The organism is Sphingomonas panni (assembly GCF_022664435.1).
GTDB lineage: Bacteria > Pseudomonadota > Alphaproteobacteria > Sphingomonadales > Sphingomonadaceae > Sphingomonas > Sphingomonas panni.
On sequence record NZ_JAKREU010000005.1, the window covers coordinates 285,809 to 304,741 of the forward strand.

Sequence of the window (18,933 nt, forward strand, 5' to 3'; positions counted from 1 at the left end):
GCATGGCGCCGCCACGCAACCACCGTCCGGGTTTTTCCCGGCGGGCGCAATATACGGTGTTCGCCGGCTATGTGCTGGCGGCAAGCGGCGCGCTCGTCGGGGCGATCCTGCTGTTGATATCGATCATCGATCCCCGCGCCTTCGCCGCCCTGCGCGGCGCGGTGCGAGAGGCGACTACGCCGATTTCCTCGGGCCTGGACTGGGTCGGCGACGGCGTTGCATCGGTACCGGCGGGGATCGGCGACTATTTCGGTGCGGTGTCGGAGAACCGGGAACTGCGCGCGCGTGAAGAAGCGACGCGGCGCTACCTGATGCAGGCGCGGCTGCTGAACCGCGAAAACGCCCGGCTGCGCACCCTCCTCAACCTGCGTGACCGTTCCGCCGCGCCCGTCGTGACCGCACGGCTGGTCAACAGCTCGGCCAGCAGCACGCGGCGCTATGCAACGCTGAACGCCGGATCGAGCCAGAGCGTGCTGCGCGGACAGCCGGTGCGCGGGCCCAACGGCCTGATCGGGCGGGTGATCGAAACCAGCCCCAACACCGCCAGCATCCTGCTCATCATCGACCCCGAAAGCATCGTACCGGTCCGCCGCACCCGGGACGGGCTGTCGGCGATCATCGTCGGGCTGGGCAACGGCATGGTCGAGGTGCGTGCGGCCGGCGTCGCCAACGCCCCGCTGCTGGCGGGCGACGTCTTCGTCACGTCAGGGACCGGCGGCATCTATCCACCGGGCGTGCCGGTCGCCCGCGTCGCCCGCAGCCAGCGCGACGTCGCCCCGGCGCGCGTCTTCGCCGAACCGGACGGGCTGGACTTCGCGCTGGTCGAACGCGCCTTCCTGCCGCCGCCGGTCCCCCGCCCGACCCCCAGCGCGACGCCGACGCCCAAGCCTGCCGCCGAATGAAACTGCTCGGCCCCGACGACGACCGGTCCGAGCGCATCCTGACGCGCAAGGCGGTCGGAAGCATTCTTGCCGGGTCGCTGGTCACGCTGCTGCCGGTCGTGGCGACGGTGCCGTTCCTGCCACCGTTCGGGCTGCTGATGTTCCTCGGCTGGCGGTTGCTGCGTCCCGGCGCACTGCCTGTCTGGGCTGCGGCACCGCTCGGCCTGTTCGACGACCTCGTCAGCGGGCAGCCACTGGGCAGCGCGGTGCTGATGTGGCAGCTTTGCTCGTTGATGCTCGATTTGGTCGACACTCGCCTCGTCACCCGCGATTTCTGGCAGGACTGGTTGCTGGCCGGCGGGTCGATAGCCGTCTGCCTGATCGCCGGCCGTGCCTTTGCCACCAGCCTGTCGGCGCATGTCGATACCGCGCTGTTGTTCCAGATCGTCGTATCGGTAGCATTGTTCCCGGCCGCCACACGGCTATGTACGGCGCTTGGTGGTAGCGAGGATGAATGAGCAGGATCGTCACCGAAGCGGCGCAGGCGTTCAGCTTCTCCCGGCGCGCGATGGTGTTGGGCGGGGCGCAGGTGGCGGTCGGCGTCGTGCTTGCCGGGCGGATGGCGTGGCTCTCGGTCGCCGAGAACGAGCGCTATAACCTTCTTGCGGAGAGCAACCGCGTCAACCTGACCATGATCCCGCCGCGCCGCGGCTGGATCATCGACCGGCACGGCGCGCCGATCGCCAACAACCGCACCGATTTCCGCGTCGACCTGATCCCCGACCGGATGGAAGATGGCGACCGCGTGCTGGGCGAGTTGCGCCAACTGCTCGCGCTGACCGCCGAGGATATGGCCCGCATCCAGACCGATCTGAAGCGCGCCGGCAAGTTTACGCCGGTGCAGGTCGCGGAAAATCTCGACTGGGAACGCTTCGCGGCGGTCAGCGTCCGCCTGCCCGAACTGCCCGGCGTTCAGCCCACGCGCGGCTTTTCGCGCAGCTACCCGCCGGGTGCAGCCGTCGCGCATCTCACCGGCTATGTCGGGGCTGCGACCGCCGAGCAGTTCAAGGAGACGCGTGACCCGTTGATGGTTACACCGGGCTTCAAGCTTGGCAAGGATGGTCTCGAAAAAACACTGGAATCCCAGCTGCGCGGCACCGCCGGCGCCAAGCGGGTCGAGGTTACCGCGCGGGGCCAGATTGTTCGCGAACTCGACACCCGTCCCGACAAGCAGGGACGCAATGTCCGCCTGACGATCGATCTGGGCCTTCAGGAATATGCCGCGCGGCGGCTTGGCCCAAACTCCGGGTCGGCGGTCGTGATGGATGCGGTCACTGGCGACGTGTTGGCGATGGTCTCGATGCCCGCCTACGATCCCAACAGCTTCTCGGACGGCATCGGCCGGCTGGAATGGAAAATGCTGTCGGGCGACGACCACATCCCGCTGATGAACAAGACGCTGCAGGGGCTGTATCCGCCGGGGTCGACGGTTAAGCCGATGCACGGGCTGGCCATCCTGAAGGCGGGCATCGACCCGCATCGGCGCGTCAACTGTTCCGGCGTGCTGCAGGTCGGCACGGGGCGTTTCCACTGCCACAAGCGTGGTGGTCACGGGCCGCTCGACATGGTCGGTGCCGTCGCACAGAGCTGCGATATCTATTTCTACACCATGGCCCGCGAACTGGGCTATGACGCCTTCGCGCCGACGGTGCGCGACATGGGACTAGGCCAGAAATTCGAGCTTCCGTTCCAGTCGCAACGTTATGGCACCGTGCCAGACAGCGCGTGGAAACTACGAAAATATAAGCAGAAATGGACGGTGGCGGACTCGGTCAATGCGTCAATCGGGCAAGGCTATGTGCTGACCAATCCGCTGCAACTCGCGGTCATGGCGGCACGGCTGGCGCAAGGGCGTCAGGTCGTCCCGCGCCTGCTGCTCGACACGCCGCACAGCCCGGCACCGTCGATGGGCATCGACCCCGACATGCTGGCGACGGTTCACAAGGCGACCTGGGCCGTGGTCAATGGTGGCGGTACCGCCGGGCGCTCGCGGTTCCAGGGCCTGCCGGAGGGGATACAACTGGCGGGCAAGACCGGCACGGCCCAGGTCCGCCGCATCACCATGGCCGAGCGACGTACCGGCGTGCTGGGCGACAGCGCCGTGCCCTTCCGGATGCGCGACCATTCGCTGTTCATCGGCTATGCGCCCGCCGCTGCGCCGCGCTATGCGGTGTCGGTCGTGCTCGAACATTCCGGCCATATCTACACCGCCGCGCCGATCGCCAGCGACATCCTGTCGTGGCTGTTCGACCGGGACAAGGCTATGGCGCGCCTGGAACCGCTGGAGCGCGAATGGGGCGGCGACGTGAAGACGCGCATGGATGCCCAATGGAGGGCGTTCGAGGCGGAACAGACCGCCCCGGTCACCACCGTCCCGGCAACCCCAGCCGATGTCGAAGGCGCCACCAGCAACGTCGTCGACACCGCCTCGAACCAGAGCGAACCGGATACGGCCGTCGCCCAATCCAACGTAACTGAACGGACCGAATGAAGCGCATAAACCAGACGACCTCGCACGGGCTAGGCTTCGTTCCGGCCCCGCTGGCGAGGCTGCCATGGCGCGTGCTGTTCCTGTTGCTCGCGATCGGCGGGTTCGGGCTGGTGGTGCTGTTCTCCGCCGCCGGGGGCAGCGTCCAGCCCTGGGCATCGCGCCAGGGGTTGGCCTTTGCCATCTTCCTGCTTGCCGCCATCGGCATCTCGCGCATCCGCATGAGCTTCTGGCAGGGGATCGCCCTGCCCGCTTATGCCGTCATCACCGTCATGCTGGTGCTGGTCGAACTGGTCGGCGCGGTGAAGGGCGGGTCGCAGCGCTGGCTCGACCTCGGCTTCATCCGGGTACAGCCATCGGAATTTATGAAGCCCGCCATCGTTCTGGCGCTCGCCCGCTTCTACGACCTGCTACCGGCGGGCGAGATCCGGCGGTTCGGTGCCGTCTGGCCGGCGGCGGCGATGCTCGGCGTGCCGGTGGTCCTCGTGATGCTCCAGCCCGACCTCGGCACCGCGCTGATGATTACCGCCGGCGGGTTGACGGTCATGTTCCTCGCCGGCCTCCCCCTCCGCCTTTTCGTCGGTGGCGCGTTGGGCGTCGCCATCGCCGCCCCCCTCGCCTTCAACTTCCTGCTGCACGAATATCAACGGAACCGCGTGCTGATCTTCCTCAACCCCGAAAGCGATCCGCTGGGCACCGGCTATCACATCAGCCAGTCGAAGATCGCGATCGGATCGGGCGGCATCTTCGGCAAGGGCTTTCTGCACGGCACGCAGAGCCATCTCGACTATCTGCCGGAAGGGCATACCGACTTCGTCTTCGCGACCATGGCGGAGGAATGGGGCCTGCTTGGCGGCATCTTCCTCATCACCGCGTTCATCCTGTTGGTGCGCTGGGGCGTAGGCGTCGGCGTGCGAGCCGATGGGCGCTTCTCCAAGCTGGTCGCCGGCGGCCTTGCCACCACGATCTTCTTCTATGTCGCGATCAATCTCGGCATGGTCATGGGCCTGGCCCCCGTGGTCGGCATCCCCCTGCCGCTGGTCAGCTATGGCGGTTCGGCGCAGATGACGGTGCTGGGCTGCATCGGCATCCTGATGGCGATCGACCGCGAAAATCGCGACCGGGTGCGGTTCTGAGGATATTTTTACGGGATGTGAAAAATAGGGTTTGCGTGCGGCGAAAGGTTCGCTAAAGGCCGCGCTCCAACGGCGGATCGGCCAGCCCGGCCCGCCCCATCGCCCAGGCGACGGACGCATAGCTCAGTTGGTAGAGCAGCTGACTCTTAATCAGCGGGTCCTTGGTTCGAGCCCAAGTGCGTCCACCACCTGTCCAGCGAATGGACGCATAGCTCAGTTGGTAGAGCAGCTGACTCTTAATCAGCGGGTCCTTGGTTCGAGCCCAAGTGCGTCCACCATGCTTTCCACCAACATTGCCGAGACATTGCGAAACTAGCAGTCCGCAGGCGCGGGAAACGGCGTGCTGTCGTTAACGGGCTAGACCTTATCCCGTACGGCCCGGCAGAGGGCTGGGAAGCCCTACGCGTCAGGGAATGCCGTAGCGCTTGCGTCTTGCCAATTCAGCCGAAGATGGAACGTTCCGCCGGAGCGACTGGTGGTCAACGCGACGCTGGGACAAGATGATGCTTGCGATGGCATCGTCCGCCGAAAATTAGAGCATTGTCGAAACTACGGGACTGTCGACTATTCGCCGGCGAGCCAGCAGTTGGTCGAACGATCAGATTGCGACGCACGCCCGACTAAGCGGTCGACATATGTATCAGTCTCGCTGCCTCCATCATGCCGACCTCGGATGCGGATCAAAGAATTGGGCGCATCGGGGCTATGGAATCAGCGCTGGCGAGCGAGATGCCGGTGGACGGTACTGCGGTGAACGCCCAGCTGCCGTGCCGCCGCCGAGACATTGCCGTCATGCGCGGCCAGCGCGGCATCGATCGCCTCGGCCCGGTCGTCGGCCAGCGGACGCGCCGCGACCGGTAGCTCCACGCCGCCCCGCCCCTCGGCGTCCCAGCCGCCGATCAGCGTCGCGCCGTTGGTCAGGCGCAATCGCCCGCGCGCCGTGGGTCCCTGCATATCCACCAGCTCGCCCAGCGCCGTATCGTCCAGCGCCTCCCAGCTGCGCCCGACCAGCGACAGGCCCCGGCGGTTCGCGGCCGCCAGTCGGTCGTCGCGGAACACCAGCACGCCTTCGCGCGCGGTGCCCAGCATCGCCGCATCGTCATGCATCCGCAGAACCCGGCAATCGGCGAAACCGCTGCGGAACAGGCGATGCTCGATCTGGTCGACCGCCAGCCGGATCAGCCCCAGCGCGTGGCCGTGCCCGCTGACTGACGGGCCGGAGATGTCGAGCGCGCCGACGATGGCCCCGCGCGGGTCGAGTATCGGGGTCGCGGCACAGCTCAGCACCGCATGTTCGGCGAAGAAATGTTCGGGGCCATGCACCGCGATCGGCCGACGCTCGGCAATGGCGGTGCCGATCGCGTTGGTACCGGTGCTCGCCTCGGTCCAGGACACGCCGGGGCGCAGCGCCACCTGCGCCGCGCGCGACAGGAAGCCGGTGTCGCCGATACTGTCCAGGATCATGCCATCGGCGTCCGCCAGGATCACGACGCTGCCCGTCTCGCGCGCCTCGCCCGCCAGCATCTCCAGCTCGGGGCGGCACAGGCGGCGAAGCGACTCGCGACGCTGGCGCAGGGCGTTCAACTCGCTTTCGGTCAGCGGCCCGTCACCCCGCGGCCGCGCCTGTGCCAAACCCATATCGGTACAGCGCAGCCAGGAGCGCAGCACCGGCTGGCGCACGCTTTCCAGCGGCAACTGCCCCTCGTCGAAATAGGCTCGCCGCCCCTGCTCTATCCCGGCGCCGTCCATCGCCGCATCCTCTCCTGTTGTCGCAAGTTGCGACACTGGCGCAGCTTTGGCGTCGCGCCGTGCGACACATGCTACGCCTCGGCCCCGGAAAGTCCATCACTTCACCCGCACTTCATTGCGGATCACCTTGTCGCGGGGCCCGCACAGGCAGAGCCTTGGCCCATAACAGACCAAGGAGAGACAGTGTGACGATCCAGGAAGCCATCAAGGCCCGCACCGCGCCGTTCAAACAGCGTTATGCCAACTTCATCGGCGGCCGCTGGGTCGATCCGGTCGACGGACGCTGGTTCGACAACCGATCCCCCATCGACGGACAGGTCATCTGCCAGGTCGCGCGCAGTCAGGCCGCCGACATCGAACTGGCGCTCGACGCGGCGCACAAGGCCAAGGATGGCTGGGGCCGCACCAGCGTCGCAGAGCGCGCACTGATCCTCCACCGCATCGCCGATCGGATGGAGGAACATCTGTCACAACTCGCCACCGCCGAGACCTGGGACAATGGCAAGCCGATCCGCGAGACGACCGCCGCCGACCTGCCGCTGGCGATCGACCATTTCCGCTATTTCGCGGGCTGTATCCGCGCGCAGGAAGGCGGCATCTCCGAGATCGACCACGATACCGTCGCCTATCACTTCCACGAGCCACTGGGCGTGGTGGGGCAGATCATCCCGTGGAACTTCCCGCTGCTAATGGCCTGCTGGAAACTCGCGCCCGCGCTGGCGGCGGGCAATTGCGTGGTGCTGAAACCCGCCGAACAGACCCCCGCCTCGATCATGGTCTTGGCCGAACTGATCGCCGACCTGCTGCCCGAGGGCGTGCTGAACATCGTCAACGGATACGGCGTCGAGGCGGGCAAGCCGCTGGCGCAGAACCCGCGCATCGCCAAGATCGCCTTTACCGGCGAGACGACGACCGGGCAGCTCATCATGTCCTATGCGTCCGAGAACCTGATCCCGGTGACGCTGGAACTGGGCGGCAAGAGCCCCAACATTTTCTTCGGCGACGTGGCGGCCGAGGATGACGATTATCTCGACAAGGCGATCGAGGGCTTCGCCATGTTCGCACTCAACCAGGGCGAGGTCTGCACCTGCCCCAGCCGCGCGCTGGTCCACGAGTCCATCTATGACCGCTTCATGGAAAAGGCGGTCGCGCGGGTCGAGGCGATGATCCAAGGCGATCCGCTCGACCCCGCCACCATGGTCGGCGCGCAAGCCTCGCAGGAGCAGATGGACAAGATCCTCGGCTATCTCGACATCGGCCGCGACGAGGGTGCCAAGGTGCTGACCGGCGGCACCCGCAACCGGCCCGAGGGGCTGGAGGGCTATTACGTCAAGCCGACCGTGCTCAGCGGCCATAACAGGATGCGGGTGTTCCAGGAGGAGATCTTCGGCCCCGTCGTCTCGGTCGCGACCTTCAAGACCGATGAAGAGGCGCTGAGCATCGCCAACGATACGCTCTACGGCCTGGGTGCGGGCGTTTGGACACGCGACGGCACCCGCGCTTACCGGATGGGCCGCGCGATCCAAGCGGGCCGCGTCTGGACCAACTGCTATCATGCCTATCCGGCGCACGCGGCGTTCGGCGGCTATAAGCGCTCGGGCATCGGGCGCGAAACGCACCGGATGATGCTCGATCATTACCAGCAGACCAAGAATCTGCTGGTCAGCTACTCGGCCAAGAAGCTCGGCTTCTTTTGACTTCGATCAAGGCAGGGGTTGGCGGGCGCGCCCATCCCTGCCCCATCAGCATCCGACAGGAGAAATACCATGGCGAAGACGATGAAGGCTGCCGTCGTGCGCGCATTCGGCCAACCCCTGACCATCGATGAAGTCCCTGTGCCCGAGGTCGGCGATGGCCTGATCCAGGTCGCGATCCAAGCGTCCGGCGTGTGCCATACCGACCTGCACGCGGCCGAAGGCGACTGGCCGGTCAAGCCCAACCCGCCCTTCATTCCGGGGCATGAGGGCGTCGGCTATGTCTCGGCGGTCGGCAAGGGCGTGAAGCATACTGGGCAGTAATCTAAGACGGTGGGCGTAAGGGCGAAGCGCGGATCTGCGGATCCATCACTCGACAGAGCGGTCTGATGCCAGTAGCGCCATGTTATGGTATCTCATTACATTTCTCGATCCCCTTATACCGCATCTATCGCCCGATCAGACGTGGCATGGGGAAACGACCTTTCCGGGATTGCCGATCCATGGACGAATCGTGCAGCCTGCCGTCCACTGACCGCTACCATCGCGCGCAGTCCGAGTAACCCCAGCCGGGTCGACGACCTGTCGGGCGAGTTTACCGTCGACACACTGGCTTCCCACCTGTTGAGGCGTATGCGCGCGGCCGGCTATGAAACGCCGGGACTGGACGCGCTTGCGAGCGACATTGCCCGTTTCGCCACGCAATTTGCGCAGGCCATGGATACCGACCGGGTCGCAATCCGACTGGAGATTGTCGAAACCGATGCTTGTCGCCGCTTCCACGCCGATGACGTCACGGCGCGGTTGATCTGCGCCTATGTCGGACCGGGGACGCAGCGGCTCGACGCCGCCGGTACGGTCGCACTGACGGCGGACGCCGATCCCGAGACGCTGACGATCCGCGACCTCGGAATGGGCGACGTGGCGATCTTCCAGGGGCGGCGCTGGGCACCCGACATACCGGCAATCCATTGATCGCCGCCGATCGCCGGCACCGGCATGCAGCGTTTGATGCCCTGCATCGGCCCGGCCGCACCGACGTCGGCCACACACGCCTGAGCATCTTTCCGGGAGACATCATGCGCATCTTCTACCGAGCCGTGCTGTTCGCGGTCGCCTGCGCGCCCAACATCGCGACTGCACAGGATACCGAAGGCGCGCCGCCTGAAGACGACGAAATTCTCGTCCTCGGCACGCGCGAGCAGGGCTATCGTGCAACGGTCGCGCCACAGACGAACAAGTCCACGACGCCGATCAAGGAAACGCCCTTCTCAGTCCAGGTCGTCACCCGGGAACTGATCCGCGACCGCGGCATCACGACCATCGGCGAGGCGCTGCGCTACGTCCCCGGTTTCAGCCCGCAGGTCGGCTTCGGCGCATCCAACGACCGCTTCTATATTCGTGGCTTCATCACGCCCTATAATCTGAAGAACGGCTTGCGCAGATCGGCCTATGCGCCTGACGAGCAGTTGCAGAATGTCCAGCAGGTAGAGGTACTGAAGGGCCCGGCGTCCGCCCTTTATGGGCGGTTCGAGCCCGGCGGCGTCGTCAATTTCGTCACCAAAAAGCCACTGGCTACACCCTTCGCCGAACTCTCCGCACTCTACGGATCCTTCGACCATCTACGCATGACCGCCGACGTCTCGACGCCGGTTACCGACACGTTGGGCTTTCGCATCAACCTCTCTCGCGACACCCGCGACGGCTTCCGCGACTTCGTGTTCGCGCGCGACACCTTCTTCGCGCCGGTGCTGCAATGGAAGCCGTCCGATCGGACCACGATCACGGTCGAGGGCGAGTATGCGCACAAGCAAGGCTATTTCGATCGGGGCTTCGCCAACGATCCCATCTTCCTCCTAGCCCCGCGCGAACGCCAATATGGCGAGCCCGACGCGCGCTACACCAACAAGGGCGGCATCGGCAGCCTGTTCGTCGATCACCGCTTCTCCGACGCCATCTCGGGACGGATCGCCCTCGGCTATTCGGACTTCACCAAGGACAGCTATTATTATTCGTACGGCTTCCCGCCGATCAGCCGTGCCGATCCCGCCCGTCCCCGCGTCAACCGGCGTCCGACTCTCGCCTATGACCGCCAACGCGACCTGACCGCGCAAGCCGAGCTGTACGCCCGATTCACCACCGGCGTCGTCGAGCACAAGGCGCTGGTCGGCGTGGAATATGGCTACGACCATTGGCGGTTCGATGTCCACACGCCGCCGTTCGGCATCAACATCCCCATCGATTTCTTCGCGCCCGCCTATGGCCAGCGGGCGACGCCGAACGTGCTGGTAGCCGACGGCAGTTGGGACAGCGATTCGACCGCGATCTACGGACAGGACGAACTGAAGCTGGGGGACCTGCGCCTGCTGATCGGTGGACGCTACGACCGGAACACGCTGCGGAACCGCGACTTTCTGGGCGGCGGCGGCGCAGAGCCTACGAACCGCGGCGCGTTCAGCCCGCGTGCCGGCCTCACATGGACACCCGTCCCCGCGGTGTCGCTATATGCCAGCTGGTCCCGCTCGTTCCGGGGTCAAGTCGACGTCGGCAGGTTACGCGACGGCGCGCTCCCCCGCCCGCTGATTGGCGAAAGCTGGGAGGCCGGCGCCAAGGGCAGCTTCCTAGGCGGACGCCTGACCCCCACGATCGCGTTGTTCGACATCACCCGTCGCAACGTCGCGGTGTCCGACCCGGACGACTTCGACCTGGTGCTCCAGATCGGCCGATCGCGGTCCAGTGGTGTCGAGATCGAGCTGCCCGCGGTCATCACTCCGCGCTGGCGCGTCATCGCGAATTACACCCATCTCGATGCGACGGTCGAGGAAGACAACTTCGTCACACCGGGCGCGCGGCTGGTGAACGCGCCGCGCCATTCGGCCAGCCTGTGGACGACTTACGACCTTGCCGGTCGCCTGCGCGGCGCGAGCATCGGGTTAGGCGCGCAACACATCGGCGAGCGGGCGGGCAATACCAGCAATTCGATCGTGCTGCCCGCCTATACGCGGGTCGACACCAATATAGCCTATGACTTCGACGCCGGTTTCGGGCCGCTCCGGGCGCAGCTCAACGTGCTGAACCTGTTCGATCGCTTCTACTACGACAGCGGTGGCGCATTCATCCCGCTCTATCCCGGCGCACCGCGAACGGTGACCGCCAGCCTGGCCTATCGTTTCGGCAGCGCACGGTGGTGAGGATGGCGGCTGTCGCGATCGGCTTGGCGGTCGCAGGGTGCGATGCCCTGCCGCCGCCGCCATCGCATGCGCCTCTCACAGGCGGGCGCGAGATCATAATGCCGCACGCCCGCACCTTTCGCGTCGTTGCGCGCGATGGCTACCGCGTCGTCGATCTGAAGGCATCGGTCGTCGGCTGGGGTGGCGCAGCGGTCGGGGAGGAACAGTTCCAGCGGCTGGTGCTGGTGCCCCGTGGCATGCGAGCACCGGCGCTGACCGGCGACTTGGCCGGCGCCACGCTGATCCGCACACCGGTGATGCGTATTGCCAGCAATGCCGTATTCCACGAGGCTATGACCAGGGTACTGGGCGTCAACGACCGGCTGGTGGCGGTCGGCGGGGTCAAGTCGTGGGACGACGCGCTCCGAACCCGGGTGCGCGCCGGCGCAGTGCGGCAGATCGGCTATGGCTGGCACAGTCCGCCGCAGCTCGACGCGCTGGTCGCGGCCCAGCCCGACGTGTTGCTGATGACGATGGGCGATATGCGGTCTTTGGGCGCGAAACTGCGCATTGAATCGCTCGGCATCGCCATCGTGCCCATCTTCCTGGACAATGAGGCCGACTATATGGGCCGCGTCGATTATGTGCGGCTGATCGGCATGCTCGTCGGGCGGGAGGCACAGGCCGATGCCTTCGCCGCCATGGTAACCCGCAACGTCGGCGCGCTGAAGGCCGCCGCCGCCGCCCAGCCGACACGTAGCGTCCTGTCCGCGTGGTTCGCAAGGGGCGACCGCTGGAATCCCACCGTGCGCAATGCGGATGCCAAGCTGCTACGCGACGCGAACGGCCGCAATCTGTTCGAGGAGCCGAACGATCCTGCCCGCGACAGCTTCCAATCGGTGACGACCGAACAGCTGATCGCGCGCGGTCGCGATTCAGACTGCTGGATCCTGCGCGACACCCATTCCGCGCGCTTCACCGACCTGTCCGTCCTGCGCCGCTTCCGCGCGTATCGTGACGGGTGCCTGTTCGCCGCCAATGGTATGACCAAGCCCGATGCCGATGCCTTCGACCTGTACGAGACAGCCGTGATACGCCCGGACCTCGTCCTCGGCGACCTTGTCCGCATGTTGCACCCACGCTTGCGCGACCAGCCGTTCCGCTACATCCGCCCCGACACGACGGTGCCGCGATGACGCGCGTCCTGCTCGGGAATATGGCGCTGATCGTCGCCGTTCTGACGGCGGCGCTGTTCGCGCTGTCCTGGGGTGCGATCGCGATAGAGGTCGATGCCGTGCTGGGCGCGCTGGTTGGTCGCGGCGATCCCGGCATGGTGCAGATCGTCACGGACCTGCGCCTGCCACGCGTCGCCACCGCGATCATCGCGGGCAGTGCGCTCGGCATCGTGGGCGTTCTGATGCAGGCGCTGTTCCGCAACCCGATGGCGGATGCCTGGTCGCTAGGCCTGACCGCCGGCGGCCAGTTGGGCGTGGCCCTGCTGGTCACCGCCGCCGCCTTTGCGGGGCCAAGCGCGATCGCCGCCCTGCGAGCCTTGGAGGGGCTGTCGATCACTGCAGGCGCGATGATCGGCATCGCCGTCTTCGCACTGGCCATGGCCAGCCTTGCGCGCCGTGTCGGCACGGTGACCCTGCTGGTCATCGGGCTCATGCTCGGCTTCACCGTGCAGGGTATCGTCAGCGTCGTCATCCATTTCGCCAATCGCGTCGGCGGACGCGTGTTCTCCGGCTGGAACGACGGCAATTTCGCTAGCGTCACGCCTGTCGATCTGCCGATGCTCGCGGTGCCGGTCGCGATCGGCGTCGCCTTGGCGCTGATCAATGCCAAGCCGCTGACGGCACTTCTACTCGGCGAAACCTATGCGAGGAGCCTCGGCACCGACGTCACCCGCCTGCGTCGCCTGACCTTGGCTGCCGTCGTGCTGCTCGTCGCGCCCGTCACCGCTTTCTGCGGGCCGGTCACCTTCGTCGGGCTGATCGTGCCGCACTTCGCGCGGGCCATCGCCGGCACCGCACGCATCCTGCCGCTGCTGCCGCTGGCGGCCTTGTCCGGCGCGCTGCTGGCGCTCGTGGCGGACCTCGTCGTGCACGCGCCGTGGGAACAACATTTCCTCCACCTCAACGCGGTGCTGGCGCTGGTCGGCGCGCCGGTCGTCATCGCACTGCTAATCTTCTCACCGACCATGCGGGGGCAACGCTAGATGCTGCGATTATCCTCGCTTTCGGTCGGCTATCCCGGCGCGCGCGGATGCGTGCTGAGCAACCTCGACGTCGCGGTCGCGCCGGGGAGCTTCGTCTGCGTGCTCGGTCGCAACGGGGCCGGCAAGTCGACGTTGATGCGCACACTGGCCGCGCTCCAGCCGGCGCTCGGCGGCGGTGCACTGCTCGATGACGAGGATATCGCCGTGATGCGCTCGCAGACCCGCGCCCGCCGTGTCGCCGTGGTCCTGACCGAACGCGCTGCCAGCCCCGGCCTGACCGTCGACGATGTGGTGTCGCTCGGTCGCCAGCCCTTTACCGGCTGGCAGGGCCACCTGTCCGCCGACGACCGCGCGCAGGTGACGGCGGCGCTGGCGATCTCTGGGGCGAGCGCATTTGCCGGCCGCCTGTTCGACGACCTGTCCGATGGTGAGCGCCAGCGCGTGATGATAGCCCGTGCTATCGCGCAGGCACCACGGCTGATGATCCTCGACGAGATCACCGCCTTCCTCGATCTGCCCGGTCGTGTCGAGACGATGGCGCTGCTACGCGAGCAGGCACGAGCGACCGGCGCGATCGTGCTGTTGTCCAGTCATGACCTCGACCTGTCGCTGCAACTCGCCGACAGCGTATGGCTGCTCGATGGAAGCGGCGGGATGGCGGTCGGCAGCGCGGCGGAGCTGATCGCCAGTGGCGGCATCGGTGCCGCCTTCGACACCCCGTCGGTGCGCTTCTCTCCCGCACTCGGTCGTTTCGAGCTGGTCGCATGAAAACGGCACTTGTCGCAGTTCTCTTCCTCGCTGCGTCGGCCGCAGAGGCGCGCCCCGTGCTCAACCACGTCTATGTCGTGCTCGACCAGGCGACGTTCGACGCGATGCGCAACGATCCGCCGGTAACTGCATTGCTGGGACCGAGCGACGCCGGCCTTCCCGATTACGCGCCGGCACGCGCGGACGCCGATCGCATCTTCCTGCGCGGGCGCACCACGTATTTGGAGCTGTTCGCACCGAAGAACCGCTTCGATGAGCCGGTCGGGAAAGTCGGTGTCGCCATTGCGGAAGACCGCCCGCACGATTTCGAACAGATAGCAAAACGGTGGCACATCCATTGCCCAACCAGCTTCTATCGCGCCACAGTCGACTGGACGCGCCGCCAACCGCCGATCCCTTGGTACGACTCGATCCAATGCGATGAAACGGCGGTTCGCAAGGACCTGTCGATCTGGGCAATGGTCTACAAGCCCGCTTTCGGACGATGGCAGACGGGATCGCAAACGACCGCTCGACGCGCGATACTCGAGCCGCGCAGGACAGCGGGTCAAGGTCAGTTCGACGTCACCGGATTGAACCTGTCTATCCCTGCCGCGGATCAAGAGCGGATCGCGCAACAGCTGATTGCAGCCGGACTGAGGCCGGAATATCGCAGCGGCCGGATGGTGCTTCGCGGCGGCGGCTGGTCGATCACTCTTCGATTTGCGACTAGCACCAGCGCGGCCATCACGGCCATCCGAATGCGCGTTCGTGCGCCGCAAAATTCGACACTGCGATTGGGCAAAAGCGTGCTTACGTCTCGATGGCGTAAAGCCGCACTGACATTTTGACCCAGTTGCAGACACTTGACGCCATCGAGCGGCTCAGCGGACCCCGGCATGCATTCATCAGTGCCTATGGCCCGGTATGAACGGAGTTGCAACCGAGAGCGACTGCAAATGGGAGCCGCATCGGCGGGATGTTGCCATCATGTCCCGCCTGCGAAATGCTGAAGACCCATGACGCTCTTCCCACTTTGCACGGGGAAATCTGTCTACGGACTTTCCCCGTGCAGACATAGGTCGAAACGCCGTCGGCCAGTCAATGTTCTGAGGCGCGGGCGGCGGAGGCAGCGTCTACGATACGGCATGATGCTTACGGATAATTCCGAAGTTTAGCTACCGCACAATGTATCGTAGCACGAATCTTTACGCTGCATCAACTACGATACAATCAGGCCTTTATTGGATTATGGCTTTACCAAAACGGTAGCCTGCACCTCGCGGAGCGCAGGCGCGACTTCCTCGTCCGCAGTCATGTCCAGTATCGGCCGCCCATCGGCAGCCCAATGTATCCGCCGCACGCGCGTATCGCGTCCGTTGCCACCTACGGCATCGCCCCATGTGTGATAGACGTATAGCGGATTGCCGTCTTCGTCGGTCGTGAAGGCGCCATGGCCCGGCCCCTGTTCATAGTGCAGATAGTCCTTCACCCCCGAAGGCATGGGCACACTTTTCTGCAACGGCAGAGGATGTTTGCGCCAGTTGGCAATGTTGGTCAGGTCGCTGGCCAGCGAAGCCCGTACCCCGCCCACGACATAGGTCGGACTGACACCGGAACCGGAATAGGTCACATGGACAACGCCGTCGCGAACCATGGCGAAGCCTCCTTCCGCGAGATTTTCTTCGAACGACAAGGTCGGCGCGATGATCGGCCGGGGATCGGATGTCAGCCGGTCAGGCCGGTTCGGATCGACCTTCGCGATCCATGTCAACGGATCGCCCGGCGGACCGTGCGGGGACAGATATCGCTGCGACCACAAATAGTAACCCTGTCCGCCGACGTCGAAATACGACATGTCGAGACTGATGTTGCGATCGAATTCCGGCCTGCCGAGCATCGACCCGTCCGCCTTGCGTATCGCGGTCGGTCGTGACCATGCTTCCGGATCGGCGGGGTCCCCGCCCGGACGCAACTGCATGATGTGCGCCTGTACGGTCGACCAGTCGCCACCCTCGTTCGAACGAGGATCTTTCGGATTGAAGCAGGGCGCGAACAGGATCGACAATCGTCCGCCGATTTCGTGCAGCTCCGGCGCCCAGTAGCACCCGGCGATGGTGCGTCCGTCGGCCGTTTGGTCGCGACGCACATGGCGGTTCAGCAGATCGACTTCGCGCGATCGTCCGCCCTTGTCATTGGACAGCGCCTCGATCGTATCGGCAACTCTGATCGGCAGATGATAGGAACCGACATTGTTATTGTCGGTATCGTCGGTCGCAATGAACAGGTACCGCACGCGTCCATCGCGTTCGAAGCGATAAATGGCCGGATCGGCACGATTATAGGCGAAGATGCGCGGATAGGGACGCTGCCTGACAATACCGCGTATCACATGGCTGCCCGGACGTGCGCTCGCCAGACGTTGCACGTCCTGCGCGTTCCAATCGATGGCCCGAAAGGCAACCGAGCCATCGGAGTATCGCAACTCCGCACGAGCGTCTGCCAGCGCCCCGGTTGCTCCGGCAGTTAGCGTAAACGGCGGCACCCGTACGCCGGTGTTGACCACTTTGTCGTAACGGTTCCGAAGTGCGGCAGCGATCGGTTCGGAAACGGCAACCTCGCTATCGATCGGGATGCTGCCCCGTTGCGGGGGGGCGACGTTGTCGCGCGATACGATCCTCGATCGTAGCGCCCCCGGGGTCGGCTCGAACGCACCGCCTGCCAGTTCGGTACGCGCAAGGTCCGTGACCGTCGTCCGGTACGGCAACCCTGTGCCATCCTTCCAGGTGACGTTGTATCGGCCGGCGGCCGAGTCCCAGACCGCACGCGGACTTGATACCACGTGGTCGCCGTGGAGATCGATTACGCCCAACTCCCTGAACTCGACCGCATCGCGACCAGCGGTCTTGAATATCAGCGCCACACCCGGATCCGCCCTACCGGCCATATCGACGCGGATCGCGATGATACCGAGGCTACCGTCGGCGAAATAGAAAGGGAACGGGTCCGCCACGCCGCGCAAATCCACCCGATCCACGCCGATATAGTCGCCGCGCGCGAACGCCACGCCATAGTCGCCGTTGAGCGGCGTCGCGCGTCCTTCCGGCCCGAGCGCCAGATGCACGCTACGCGCGATTACCGGTTGATTGGCGTCGTCGGCGCTCGTCGGCGTCCGTGCATAGCTGGTCAAGCGTTGCGCGCTCGGACCCAATATCGTCACGCCGAACGCCTTGGTCGCTGCTGCCATGCCGGCTCTGGAGGTCGTCGCGGTCAGCCGCACCGACCGCGGCTCTGCGCCGTCGTTGCGCAACACGCCATCGGTCAGCGGCATGCCATCGACTTGCCAGCGCACGTCATGGCCGGCGAGCATCGGCAACCGCGTCCCGGAAGCGACGATCGGCGGGACGACCAGCGTGTCATCGATCCTCGGGGGCACGGGCTTCGGTTGCGCGCTTACGCCCCACCGCGCGACCAGCGCCGCACGCTCGCGTTTCGTGATGGGAAGGACCGCGCCGTGTCGGGGTGAGCGCGGCAGCCGAAACGCAGACGGATAGGTCCAGCGGATCGGCGGGGTCAGCGAATTGGTACCCAGCGGAATATAGCCGATACCGCCATAGTGATCGACCCATAGATAGTAGCGGAAGCCGCCGACATCCCCGGCATTCGCCTTGAACGCGCTCGGCCCTTCCACTTCGGGGGTCCCTGCCCGCCGTCCGATGCACCGGTCGATCAGCGACCACCCGCCGGCCTTCGGCATCGCGCGTAACGACTGCGATCGCTGGACGAAGATATCTCCAGACGCGCACCCTGCCGCATCGGTACCCTTGGTGAACCGGTAATAATATCCCTGATCCGCCAGGATCGTGGTATCGATCAGTCCTTTGTCGCGTACCATGCCCGGCACGTCGGCAGCCTTCAGCCATGGTTCTGGCGTGGTGAACGTCCGGAAGTCGGACGTCGTGGATCGCAGAATCTGCGGCCCTTCCCCGTCACCGCTCGTTCGCGCACCATCCTTGAACAAGGTGGATGTCCAGTAGACGACATAGGCGTTGATCGCCGGGTCCCAACTGGCCTCTGGAGCCCATGTCATGCCGGCATTCGGAAGATTCACCCGAATGTGTCGTTGCGCCCCCCAATGGACGAGATCGGTCGACTCCCAAACCTCCAGATACTGGCTGCCGCGGTCGGTCGCGCCGTTCCAATCGGTACGCCCCACGGACAAATCGGTGGCCAGCAGGAAGAACCGGTCTCCCTTCGGCGACCGCAGGATGAACGGATCGCGCAGTCCGCGTGTACCGAGCGCGGATTCGAGCACTGGATGCCCGCCGTTCAATTCCTGCCACTGCAGCGCGTTATTGCCTTCCGACACGGCAAACCGGATCTTCTCGCCATCGATGCTGTCGCCAGTGAAGTAGACGAACAGATATGCCTCGTGACGATCGCCGCCGGGCGGCTGGCGCCCTACCTTCGGAGACCGTTCGGCGTTGCGCCCTTGGGCAATCGCGGCCGGGGTCGTGGCGACGATGCCCGACACAACCAGACCCAGCAACGAAGCCAACGTCATCGGTCTACTGGTAAGCGCAGGCATCGTTCACTCTCCGACACAATTTTTGGCGAACTGCATTGGTTTGGGTCAAGCGGATACGGTCGACCGATAGAAGGAGACGGCGGGTGGATTATCTCGCGATGAGCCGGCCTGCTTGCGCAGACGCAGCCGCTTAACCCACCGTCTTTACTAAAAGTAGCGCTTCGGCTTTGACGATGAACAGCCGGTCCGCCCTACAACGGAC

At 65.5% G+C, this 18,933-nt stretch carries 13 protein-coding genes, 2 tRNA genes and 1 pseudogene; 14 read left to right on the forward strand and 2 right to left on the reverse strand.

The features are described from left to right. Positions 1-2: 2 nt before the first annotated feature. The 6 genes from MF609_RS12060 to MF609_RS12085 all read left to right on the forward strand — a co-directional run bounded on the left by MF609_RS12060 (position 3) and on the right by MF609_RS12085 (position 4,843). Positions 3-902, forward strand: coding sequence for a rod shape-determining protein MreC (locus tag MF609_RS12060; RefSeq protein WP_242416559.1), 900 nt, complete (start codon positions 3-5; stop codon positions 900-902). Continuing rightward, positions 899-1,399, forward strand: coding sequence for a rod shape-determining protein MreD (mreD, locus tag MF609_RS12065; RefSeq protein ID WP_242416560.1), 501 nt, complete (start codon positions 899-901; stop codon positions 1,397-1,399). Before MF609_RS12060 ends, mreD begins: the two co-directional genes overlap by 4 nt. After that, positions 1,396-3,432 (forward strand): penicillin-binding protein 2, encoded by a 2,037-nt coding sequence (gene mrdA, locus MF609_RS12070; RefSeq protein ID WP_242416561.1) that lies wholly within the window; start codon positions 1,396-1,398, stop codon positions 3,430-3,432. The genes mreD and mrdA overlap by 4 nt, the downstream gene beginning before the upstream one ends. After that, positions 3,429-4,565, forward strand: coding sequence for a rod shape-determining protein RodA (rodA, locus tag MF609_RS12075; RefSeq protein ID WP_242416562.1), 1,137 nt, complete (start codon positions 3,429-3,431; stop codon positions 4,563-4,565). The genes mrdA and rodA overlap by 4 nt, the downstream gene beginning before the upstream one ends. A 112-nt stretch (positions 4,566-4,677) precedes the next feature. Then, a tRNA-Lys gene (locus MF609_RS12080) sits at positions 4,678-4,753 on the forward strand. Between the two features lie 14 nt (positions 4,754-4,767). Next, positions 4,768-4,843 (forward strand) — tRNA-Lys (locus MF609_RS12085). 433 nt (positions 4,844-5,276) lie between these two features. Here MF609_RS12085 and MF609_RS12090 read toward each other — a convergent pair. Then, complete coding sequence (locus MF609_RS12090) at positions 5,277-6,314, reverse strand: sigma-54-dependent Fis family transcriptional regulator (protein WP_242416563.1); 1,038 nt, start codon at positions 6,312-6,314, stop codon at positions 5,277-5,279. A 185-nt stretch (positions 6,315-6,499) separates the two neighbouring features. On the opposite strand from MF609_RS12090, the gene adh reads away from it, so the two are divergent. The 8 genes and pseudogenes from adh to MF609_RS12130 all read left to right on the forward strand — a co-directional run bounded on the left by adh (position 6,500) and on the right by MF609_RS12130 (position 14,994). Continuing rightward, positions 6,500-8,011 (forward strand): aldehyde dehydrogenase, encoded by a 1,512-nt coding sequence (gene adh / locus MF609_RS12095; RefSeq protein WP_242416564.1) that lies wholly within the window; start codon positions 6,500-6,502, stop codon positions 8,009-8,011. Between the two features lie 69 nt (positions 8,012-8,080). Then, positions 8,081-8,320 (forward strand): annotated as a pseudogene (locus MF609_RS12100) (alcohol dehydrogenase catalytic domain-containing protein); the annotation flags it as partial. 153 nt (positions 8,321-8,473) lie between these two features. Continuing rightward, positions 8,474-8,983, forward strand: a complete 510-nt coding sequence (locus MF609_RS12105; RefSeq protein ID WP_242416565.1) for a DUF1826 domain-containing protein — start codon at positions 8,474-8,476, stop codon at positions 8,981-8,983. A 104-nt stretch (positions 8,984-9,087) separates the two neighbouring features. Next, a complete protein-coding gene (locus tag MF609_RS12110; RefSeq protein WP_242416566.1) occupies positions 9,088-11,199 on the forward strand; it encodes a TonB-dependent siderophore receptor in 2,112 nt (703 codons plus the stop codon). A gap of 98 nt (positions 11,200-11,297) precedes the next feature. Beyond that, entirely contained in the window at positions 11,298-12,374 is a 1,077-nt protein-coding gene (locus MF609_RS12115; protein WP_242416567.1) for an ABC transporter substrate-binding protein, read from the forward strand. Continuing rightward, the gene (locus MF609_RS12120) at positions 12,371-13,396 is read left to right on the forward strand and encodes a FecCD family ABC transporter permease (RefSeq protein ID WP_242416568.1); all 1,026 of its coding nucleotides are present in this window, start codon (positions 12,371-12,373) and stop codon (positions 13,394-13,396) included. The genes MF609_RS12115 and MF609_RS12120 overlap by 4 nt, the downstream gene beginning before the upstream one ends. Continuing rightward, positions 13,397-14,164 carry an ABC transporter ATP-binding protein gene (locus tag MF609_RS12125; protein WP_242416569.1) on the forward strand — a complete coding sequence of 256 codons (768 nt, stop codon included), beginning with the start codon at positions 13,397-13,399 and terminating at the stop codon, positions 14,162-14,164. Further along, positions 14,161-14,994, forward strand: a complete 834-nt coding sequence (locus MF609_RS12130; protein ID WP_242416570.1) for a DUF5829 family protein — start codon at positions 14,161-14,163, stop codon at positions 14,992-14,994. Before MF609_RS12125 ends, MF609_RS12130 begins: the two co-directional genes overlap by 4 nt. A gap of 398 nt (positions 14,995-15,392) precedes the next feature. Here the strand turns inward: MF609_RS12130 and MF609_RS12135 are convergent, their stop codons facing one another. Further along, positions 15,393-18,707 carry a family 43 glycosylhydrolase gene (locus tag MF609_RS12135; protein WP_242416571.1) on the reverse strand — a complete coding sequence of 1,105 codons (3,315 nt, stop codon included), beginning with the start codon at positions 18,705-18,707 and terminating at the stop codon, positions 15,393-15,395. Positions 18,708-18,933: the final 226 nt, after the last annotated feature.